Source organism: Streptomyces capoamus, from assembly GCF_014654935.1.
GTDB classification, from domain to species: Bacteria; Actinomycetota; Actinomycetes; order Streptomycetales; family Streptomycetaceae; genus Streptomyces; species Streptomyces capoamus.
The window spans coordinates 199,367-200,393 of record NZ_BNBF01000004.1; the positions used below are offsets into that span (position 1 = coordinate 199,367).

A 1,027-nucleotide genomic window follows, 5' to 3' on the forward strand; every position below is an offset into this window, starting at 1 on the left:
CTGACTGCGCCCATGTTTCGCACCGAGTTCCTGAGCTGCATCGATTCGGGCGAGCGATGGATCGTACTGGACCTCGCCGGAGTTCCGTTTTGCGACTCGGCAGGACTCAACGCCCTTCTTGCGGCCCGTCGGCGTGCGCTGGAGACCGGCGTGACACTGGTTCTGGCCGGCCTGCAACCGCAACTGCGGCAGCTGCTGAAGCTCACCGGCGTCGAGACGATTCTCGATGTCTACGACACCGCGGAAAATGCCGCCGACATCCTTGCCGACACCACCGTCGGCAGCCGGAGCGACAAAGATTAGAAGCCTTCCCGCTCAGGGTCAGGGCGCCTGATCGGTCAGCGGGCCGACGTCCTCGGTAACCGGTGGCTGCGGGAAAAGGCGCTCCTCGAAGGCTGTCACCCCGAAGAGCAGGAGCATCATCGCCACGGGCATGAGCAGGGCAAACAGGATCACAGGACCTCCCGGAAGGTCGGTCTGTGGCACCTGGTGGGGCCGAGTCCAGGATGCGGCCATTCAGGGGATGGCGCACGCCGGCCTTCGGGCGGCCTACTGAGCCGGCCACTGGCCGGTGATTTCGCCGTCGGGCGTCAGCGTAAGCCGGGTTCCGTCCATCACCGTGGTGGCACTGACGCGCGTGCCGTACGCCTTCATGGTGAAGTCCTCCGCTTTGCCCATGTGTACGCGCGCCTCAGCGGCATTGCTCCAGGAGTTGACCCGCACCTGCACTCCCCAGTGGTTCACCTGCGCCTTCTCCCGCCAGGGCCCCCAGCTGCCCGGCGGCAGCAGCCCTGTGCCCCGGCCCGAAAAGACGTACCAACCAGCAAGGCCAAGCATGATCGCAGCGGCGACGAGCTTCAACGCAGGCGACCGGCGACGGATGCGGGAGGAGTGAGCCATTGATGGGTTCCTTCATGGTGGGGAAGGGCTTCGCCACAGTCCAAGACGGTCCCTGGCCCGGCCGCGTTCCTGCTTGCCCGTTCCAGCGCAGCCTGCACTCTCCCCGGAGGGAGTTGCGCAGCTCGGC

General features: G+C 66.3%; 3 protein-coding genes. 1 reads left to right on the plus strand and 2 read right to left on the minus strand.

Features of this window, described 5'->3' with window-relative positions; translation table 11 throughout:
* Positions 1 to 303 (plus strand): STAS domain-containing protein (locus IE312_RS09005; RefSeq protein ID WP_229899381.1); only part of this gene is annotated, 303 nt, incomplete at its 5' end.
* Between the two features lie 18 nt (positions 304 to 321).
* Here the strand turns inward: IE312_RS09005 and IE312_RS43770 are convergent.
* The gene (locus IE312_RS43770) at positions 322 to 456 is read right to left on the minus strand and encodes a hypothetical protein (protein WP_268254299.1); all 135 of its coding nucleotides are present in this window, start codon (positions 454 to 456) and stop codon (positions 322 to 324) included.
* A gap of 93 nt (positions 457 to 549) precedes the next feature.
* Entirely contained in the window at positions 550 to 900 is a 351-nt protein-coding gene (locus IE312_RS09010) for a hypothetical protein (protein ID WP_189980105.1), read from the minus strand.
* Positions 901 to 1,027: the final 127 nt, after the last annotated feature.

Excerpts from the sequence above, each read along its gene's own strand:
- IE312_RS09010 (WP_189980105.1), bottom strand. The coding sequence starts at position 900 with ATGGCTCACTCCTCCCGCATCCGTCGCCGGTCGCCTGCGTTGAAGCTC.